Source organism: Chryseobacterium sp. Bi04 (assembly GCF_918698085.1).
Classification (GTDB): Bacteria; Bacteroidota; Bacteroidia; order Flavobacteriales; family Weeksellaceae; genus Chryseobacterium.
In genome coordinates this window covers 185789-194609 of sequence record NZ_CAKKLP010000009.1, presented here as the reverse complement: position 1 = coordinate 194609, position 8821 = coordinate 185789, and the positions used below count along the sequence as shown (strand labels likewise).

Below are 8821 nucleotides of genomic sequence, written 5' to 3'. Positions count from 1 at the left end.
AATTAACATAATGTATTAATATTAATCTTTGATTAATGATAATTTTTATATAATTTTATCATTAAAAGATTGTTTTTATTGAAAAAATACTATATTTGCATCAAGGAAAAAACACAACACTATTGGATCGAAATTATTTTCTTTCATATAGTCACATCGCATTTCTTTTGCTGCTGTCGACTATAGGAAAATTAAATACCGGCTTTATATCTGCCGCAGTAAGCAATTCTGAATTGCTGCATTATACAGGTGTAAATACTACTGATTTACATTCTCGTATAGCCGTTACCTATTTGCAGAAATCAATTGAGGATACAAATATCCTGCAAGCTGATAAGGGTAGATTTTATAACCATACTTTACAATGTAATTTTCCCATTCCCAGGGATAAAGACTCTATTTCTTTTGCTATAAATGGTTTTGAGCTTATTTCTGTCTGGAAAACAAGGATACAGTATGTAGAGTATTTTGAAAGTACCCTACTTATATTTGAAAAGATTAAAAGATTTTACGTCAATTCTTTTAAACTGATCGATGGTTTTAAGTTTATTATTAAAATTCCGGATAAACTGGCCACTCTTTTTGTACAATAATATTTCATAAAAATTTTTACGGTCCTTAGGGAATTATAATACTGTTTCATTTGCACTTTTAAATGAGAAAGCTAAAGAAGTGCCTTTATAATAAAAAACGAACACAAAAAAACAACAAAGATTAACAAAGAATGAAAAACAAATTACTTACACTAGCACTCTTATCGGCAGGATGTTATCTTTCTGCTCAGGTAGGGATTAATACGAGTGGACCTCAGGCTACACTTGATGTGGTGGGCTTTCCATCAAATACAAATAAACTGGACGGCGTTATTGCTCCAAGGCTTACAGGAACACAGCTGAGCGCCAAAAATTATACAGCAGCCCAAACCGGAGCTATTGTATACGTTACAGTTTCTGAAGCTGCTCCTACCGGACAGACTGCAGAGGTTGTATCCCCTGGTTATTATTATTTTGACGGAACAAAATGGGAGAACTTAGGTACAGACTGGCGTACGGTTGGAAATGCCGGGACTACACCTGCCACAGCTGCTTTAGGAACAGATATTTCTACCGGAAGCTATTTAGGGACAAGCGATGGGAAGAATTTGGTACTGGCAACCCAGAAAAATGTCAAAGGAATTCTGGACCTGAATGGAACTCTACGCGGTGGAAATTCTAATACTGCCACAGGACCATTTGCCTCTTTTACATGGGGGTCCAATAATACGCTGACAAACAGTACGTCTTCCAATATAGCATTAGGTAAGGATAATACTGTTTCTGCACAAGGGAATTTTCCTGCTGTAGCCATTGGATTAGGGAATACAGCTAGTAATGGCGCCAAAATAATAGGGAATGCCAATAATGCATCCGGAGCCAATAATTTAGTCTTTGGAAATGGAAATACAGTAACAGGAATTATAGGATTAACACTTGGAAATAATAACACCAATGATGGAGGAATTGCTATAGGCGGTGGAAATACGGCAGCGTCCAACACTGTTGCCATAGGATCAGCAAATAATGTTTCGGGTGGTCAATCGATGGCTATAGGATTTACAGGAAAGGCATTGGCAGGACAATCGGTATATGCTAATAAAGTGCATGCCTTTTTTAATATCGGAAATGCTACGAATGCAATCGTAGGGATTAACATGATTCCTACTGCTGATACGGCTTCCGGTGCTGCTATTCAGATAAAGGGAATTGCTGGAGCTACTGCTTCATGTACGGCTGCTGAAGAAGGGGCAATCCGCTACAATGCCACGGCTAAAGTACACGAAGGCTGTAACGGAACTACATGGAAAGCTTTCTATTAAATAAAAATAAACACAAAATCTTTAAAAATTAAAAAATGACCAAAAAATTATTCGAGAAATTAGCTGCAATGCTTATGACGCTGGTGCTGTCTGTAGCAGTATTTGCGCAGCAAGGCTATGAACCTATCCGAGGGATGGGAGTTGAAGCAAAACCTGTAAACAATTCAGGGATTTGCCTGGCATGCTACAACGGAAGCATGAATCCTGTGGTGGATGCCAGTCTGGATAACAGTGTAAATATGGGAAATTTCGCTTCCTTACTAAGTGGAAATGGGATATCTGTTAAAAACAAGAATACATCATATCCGGCAGGATATATTACCGGTTTTAATGTAGACCTTGGAACAAGCTTTATTACGATTGATCTGTTAAGCTCGTTAAGAATCAGTACCTATAAAAATGGTGTTATTCAGGAAACGACTACAAACAGTACGCTTTTATCAGTGCCTGCATTCGGGGGTAGCAAGAACAGAATATTCTTACACTTTAAGACTTCAAAAGAATTTGATGAAGTAAGATTGTATCAGACGAATGTTCTTTCCGTATTCAGTGCGATGAATGTGTATTATGCATTTGCATTTGATCCGGCCAAGGTACCAACAGATAACAATGGTATTTGTGATGATATTATTGCAGGAAGTGGTGTTGATGGAAACATATCCGGAAGCAGCAGTTTCCTTGCTCCGCTTTCTTACGTTCAGAATAAAGAAAATATTGGAGACGGAAATAAAAACTCTTTCGGGAAAGTGGTTCTTCCGATAGGATTGTTAGGATCCTATTCAGTAGGGGTTTTGGATAAAAATCAGGTGTATCCTGCAGGCAACAGGACCGGATTTGTAATAGAGCCCGACGATCAGGGTAAACTGTTGAGTGCTGAGTTTTTGAAAAATATTACCATAGAAACTTATTTATTTGGCCAGCTTCAGGATTCAAAACAGTTATCAGACGGAGGCGGGCTAATCAATATTAAAGTGCTGGGCTATGGTTCCGGTAAGCAAAAGGTAACTCTTACCACTACCAAACCTTTCAATGAAGTTCGTTTGAAAATTACCCAGACTGTAGGGTTTAACCTGGGAGCACTTAAAGTATATTACGCATTCGAAGAACCAATGTCTTGTGAATGTGATGATAAAATTCAGACAAGCGGCTCTGCAATACCGGGAAATCTGGTGACAGGAGGAAGCTGGACTTCCGGACCTGGTTTTCTAGGTCTTATTCTGGCTAAAATGACAAATCCTGAAGCGATTGTAGATAATAATCCTGCCAATTATGCTACGGCAACAGTGCCTGCTGCATCTATCTTCAGTATTTTCTCTGCATTTGCCACAGTAAGCAGTAATGCGATGCTTCCTGCTAATACGGTAGCTGGATTTACGGTAGAAAAAGCAGGAAACCTTCTGGGAGTAAGTGTACTTGAAAGCATTACAGTGACCCTCTATAACGGAAATACGGTAACCAATACTTTTACAAGTTCAGGAAGCCTTATCAGTGGAAACTTCTTTACTACAAACTCTAACAAGTTCTATGTGGGAGGCAAGGCTACGAAACCTTTCAACCGTATGAAGATTACCTTTAATAGCGGAACAGCTGTTCGTATTCCTCAGAGCTATTATATCTATAATGCTTTTGCCAGCAAAGATGATGATAATGACGGAATTCCAAACTGTTTTGACAGATGTCCCGGAGGAGATGACAGTATAGATAACAATGGTAACGGTATTCCTGATTGTGCAGAAGGATGTACAGTGGTTAATGATAAGTCTCCAACATTAGATACTGATGGTGACGGTATTGTTGATGCTTGTGATTTTGATTCTGACAATGACGCTATTCCTGACTCAACAGAAAACTTTGATGCCAACGGTAAATTTGAAGATGATGATGCGGAAGGTGATATTTTAATTACATCTATATTGGGAGACAGTGTTCCGAATTATCGTGATCTGGATTCTGATAATGACGGAGTGTTGGATTTATTTGAATCAGGTATTCCAACATCAGTAATCAATCAGATTGATGCAGATCATAATGGTGTTATTGATAATGGTGTTGCAGTAGGAAATAATGGTTTGGCAGATGTATTGGAAACTTATCCTGATTCAGGAACTTTAAAATATCCTCTTAGGAATACCGATGGAGATGGCTTGCCGGACTTCCTGGACCTTATTTCCAACGGTTCGGATCTCGATCTGTACCAGATAGGAAAAGGAAATCTTGATACCCTGGGTGGTGGATTCATTTCTACAATTGATGATAAAGACAGAGACGGTATTCAGGCTGTTGTAGATACAGACCTTGTAAAGAGAGGTGCACCTGATTCTCCACTTTCTCCATATGCTTCATTGTTGAAAGATGCATCAATGAACGCAAAAAGTACAGGAGCTTCAGATGTAGCAGAGGTTGCCCATGATATTAAAGTATACCCTAACCCGGTAAAAGCTGGTGAAAGCCTTATGGTTACAGCGGCAGAAGAAGGAACTTACACTTTATTCTCAGCAGAAGGGAAGGCTGTGAAATCCGGTAAATTCTCTGCCCGTAACGGTATTGATACTGCTGCATTACCTACGGGAATTTATATTATTAAGATAGAAACTAAATCAACGGTAAAATCTTATAAAGTTATTGTGAAATAACGATAAGAAATCTTAGTGTTATGAAGGGCTGCTCAGAAATGGGCAGCCTTTTTATTTTAATGTCCTCAAAATGAGGTAGATTATTTGTAATTGTGGATAAGTTTTTGTATCTTTGCCCCTCTTTTGGCGCTAAAAATTGTTTGTAAATTTATAAAATACTAAAAATCAGCTCTTTCAATGTATAATCATGGAAGGGATTTCGTATTTGTAGATACTGCGGTAATACAGCCTCAAAAGTAATAAAAATATTTTGCATTACGCTGTGAAAAGATATACCAGCGTTGCAGTTAGAAGTCAGATTGAAGACTTTAAGATAAAGAATAAAGAACAAAGACCGATGATTGCGCCAAAATTTTCTTACTTTTTCTTTTCTCTTACTTCTTTTCTCTTTACTCTCTTCTGATATTTTTTAATAAATCAAAATATTTTTTAACCCTTTCTTAAAAGTTTTATGAGTAAAACAAAATCAACAACTCAAGGAAATCCGAGAATTAACTTCTCATCAGCGAAAGGAAAAATCATCACTCCAGACTTTTTGGATATCCAAATCGAGTCTTTCAGAGAATTTTTCCAGCTTGATACACTTCCTGAAGCCAGAAAGACTGAAGCTCTTTACAAGACCTTCCAGGAGAATTTTCCAATTACCGATTCTAGAAATCAATTCGTATTGGAATTCCTTGACTATCTGGTAGATTCTCCACGTTATTCAATTGATGAGTGTGTGGAAAGAGGTCTGACTTATTCAGTGCCTCTAAAAGCAAGACTTAAACTATATTGTACTGACCCGGAACACGAAGATTTCCAAACAGTGGTTCAGGATGTATATTTAGGTCCGGTTCCTTATATGACGCCTAGTGGATCTTTCATCATCAATGGTGCTGAGAGAGTTATTGTTACGCAGCTTCACCGTTCACCTGGTGTATTCTTCGGACAGACTTACCACGCTAACGGAACCAAACTATACTATTCAAGAATTATCCCTTTCAAAGGATCTTGGATGGAATTTACAACAGATATCAACAGCGTAATGTACGCGTATATCGACCGTAAGAAAAAGTTACCATTAACAACTTTATTAAGAGCTATCGGTTACGAATCTGATAAGGATATCCTTCAGATCTTTGACCTTGCTGAAGAAGTGAAAGTTTCTAAAGCTGCCCTTAAAAAAGTAGAAGGGAGAACATTGGCTGCGAGAGTATTGAACACTTGGTTCGAAGATTTCGTAGACGAAGATACAGGTGAAGTAGTTTCTATTGAAAGAAACGAAATTATCTTGGATAGAGAAACTATCCTTGAAAAAGAACATTTAGATCTTATCCTGGATGCTGGTGTGAAATCTATTCTGATCCACAAAGAAAACAGCAATGAATTCTCTATTATCCAGAATACATTACAGAAAGACCCTACTAACTCTGAAAAAGAAGCAGTAGAGTACATCTATCGTCAGTTAAGAAATGCAGATCCACCAGATGAGGAAACAGCAAGAGGAATTATTGAAAAATTATTCTTCTCTGAGCAGAGATATTCTCTTGGTGAAGTAGGACGTTACAGATTGAATAAAAAATTAAGTCTGAACATCCCAACTACCACTGAAGTTCTTACAAAAGAAGATATTATTGCGATTGTAAGACACTTAATTGAGTTAGTAAACTCAAAAACTGATGTGGATGATATTGACCACTTATCAAACAGAAGAATTAAAACTGTTGGTGAGCAGTTAGCAGGACAGTTCGGTGTAGGTCTTTCAAGAATTGCAAGAACAATCAAGGAAAGAATGAACGTTAGAGATAACGAAATCTTTACTCCACTTGATCTTGTAAATGCTAAGACATTAACATCAGTAATCAACTCATTCTTTGGTACCAACCAGCTTTCTCAGTTCATGGACCAAACCAACCCGCTATCAGAAATCACGCACAAGCGTAGACTTTCTGCACTAGGGCCTGGTGGTTTATCAAGAGAAAGAGCAGGTTTCGAGGTTCGTGACGTTCACCATACACACTACGGAAGAATTTGTCCGATTGAAACTCCGGAAGGACCAAACATCGGTTTGATTTCATCTTTAGGTATTTATGCGAAAATCAACAGACTAGGTTTCATCGAAACTCCATACAGAAAAGTAGAAGACAGTAAGATTAATCTTACTGCTGATCCTATTTATCTTAATGCAGAAGACGAAGAAGACAAAGTAATTGCTCAGGCAAACGTTGAATTGAATGATAACGGAGAATTCTTAACAGACAGAATTATTGCCAGACTTGATGGTGATTATCCTGTAGTAGAGCCAGCTCAGGTAAACCTTATTGACGTTGCACCAAACCAGATCTCTGGTATTTCTGCTTCATTAATTCCATTCCTGGAGCATGATGATGCGAACCGTGCGCTGATGGGATCCAACATGATGCGTCAGGCAGTTCCTCTATTGAAGCCACAAGCACCAATCGTAGGTACAGGTCTGGAACAACAAGTTGCGAAAGATTCAAGAATTTTGATCAATGCAGAAGGTACAGGTACTGTAGAGTATGTGGATGCTGATAAGATCACTATTAAATATGAAAGAAGCGATGACGAAGATTTAGTACAATTCGAGTCTGCTACTAAAACATACAACCTTACTAAGTTTAGAAAAACTAACCAGAGTACAACAATTACCCTAAGACCAAACGTAAGAGTAGGTGATGTAGTGGAAAAAGGACAGGTACTTTGTGACGGTTATGCTACTGAAAAAGGAGAATTAGCTCTTGGTAGAAACTTAGTGGTAGCGTTCATGCCTTGGAAAGGATACAACTTTGAGGATGCAATTGTAATCAACGAAAAAGTGGTACGTGAAGACTGGTTTACGTCAATCCACGTAGATGAATATTCTCTTGAAGTTCGTGATACCAAATTAGGTATGGAAGAGCTTACGGCAGATATTCCAAACGTTTCTGAAGAAGCTACTAAAGATCTTGACGAGAACGGTATGATCAGAATCGGTGCTGAAGTGAAACCTGGAGATATCATGATTGGTAAAATTACTCCAAAAGGTGAATCTGACCCGACTCCTGAAGAAAAACTTCTTAGAGCAATCTTTGGTGATAAAGCTGGTGATGTAAAAGATGCATCATTAAAAGCCGATTCTTCATTAAGAGGGGTGGTGATCAACAAGAAATTGTTCTCAAGAAACATTAAAGACAAAAAGAAAAGAACTGAAGAAAAACTTAAACTTGAAGAGATTGAAAACACTTACAAGGCTAAGTTTGACGAACTGAGAAATACTTTAATTGAAAAATTAAATACACTGGTAAGCGGTAAAACTTCTCAAGGGGTACAAAATGACCTTGATGAAGAAATTATCGGTAAAGGTGTGAAATTCACTCACAAATTATTGACTTCAGTTGAAGATTATGTAAACGTTAGCGGTTCAGACTGGACAGTAGACGCTGATAAAAATGAATTGATCAAACAATTGATTCACAATTACAAAATCAAATTTAACGACATTCAGGGAGTTAAAAACCGTGAGAAATTTGCTATTTCTATCGGAGATGAGCTTCCGGCAGGGATCATGAAGTTGGCTAAAGTTTACATCGCTAAGAAACGTAAACTGAATGTAGGAGATAAAATGGCAGGACGTCACGGTAACAAAGGTATCGTTTCAAGAATCGTTCGTGAAGAAGATATGCCATTCCTTGAAGACGGAACACCGGTAGATATCGTATTGAATCCACTAGGGGTACCTTCTCGTATGAACATCGGTCAGATCTATGAAACAGTTCTTGGATGGGCAGGTCAGAAATTAGGAATGAAGTTCGCTACACCAATCTTTGATGGAGCAACTCTTGACCAGATTACTGAATATACAGAAAAGGCAGGTCTTCCTAAATTTGGTAACACTCACCTTTATGATGGGGGTACCGGAGAAAGATTTACTCAGCCGGCTACTGTAGGTATTATCTACATGCTGAAACTAGGACACATGGTTGATGATAAGATGCACGCACGTTCTATTGGTCCTTACTCATTGATTACTCAGCAGCCGTTAGGAGGTAAAGCTCAGTTCGGTGGACAGAGATTTGGAGAGATGGAGGTTTGGGCTCTTGAAGCATTCGGAGCATCAAATATTCTAAGAGAAATCTTAACTGTGAAGTCGGATGACGTGATTGGTAGAGCAAAAACTTATGAAGCAATTGCAAAGGGTGAATCTATGCCTGAACCAGGTATTCCGGAATCATTCAATGTATTACTTCACGAGTTACAAGGACTTGGACTTGATGTAAGATTGGAGGAGTAATTAAAAGATTTAATTATTAAAAAATTAAAACATTAATTAACTCTGAGATGATAAGAGCGA

At 38.0% G+C, this 8821-nt stretch carries 4 protein-coding genes; all 4 read left to right on the top strand.

The genetic code is table 11. The features are described 5' to 3' along the window. The first annotated feature begins 122 nt into the window (after window positions 1-122). The 4 genes from LQV47_RS15240 (at window position 123) to rpoB (ending at window position 8761) form a co-directional block, all read left to right on the top strand. Window positions 123-593, top strand: a complete 471-nt coding sequence (locus LQV47_RS15240; RefSeq protein ID WP_230038304.1) for a hypothetical protein — start codon at window positions 123-125, stop codon at window positions 591-593. Between the two features lie 131 nt (window positions 594-724). Then, window positions 725-1855 (top strand): hypothetical protein, encoded by a 1131-nt coding sequence (locus LQV47_RS15235; protein ID WP_230038302.1) that lies wholly within the window; start codon window positions 725-727, stop codon window positions 1853-1855. Window positions 1856-1890: 35 nt separating this feature from the next. After that, on the top strand, window positions 1891-4488 hold the full coding sequence (locus LQV47_RS15230; protein WP_230038300.1) for a T9SS type A sorting domain-containing protein: 2598 nt from the start codon (window positions 1891-1893) through the stop codon (window positions 4486-4488). 451 nt (window positions 4489-4939) lie between these two features. Beyond that, window positions 4940-8761: a DNA-directed RNA polymerase subunit beta gene (gene rpoB / locus LQV47_RS15225; RefSeq protein WP_230038299.1), complete on the top strand. Its 3822-nt coding sequence runs from the start codon at window positions 4940-4942 to the stop codon at window positions 8759-8761. Window positions 8762-8821: the final 60 nt, after the last annotated feature.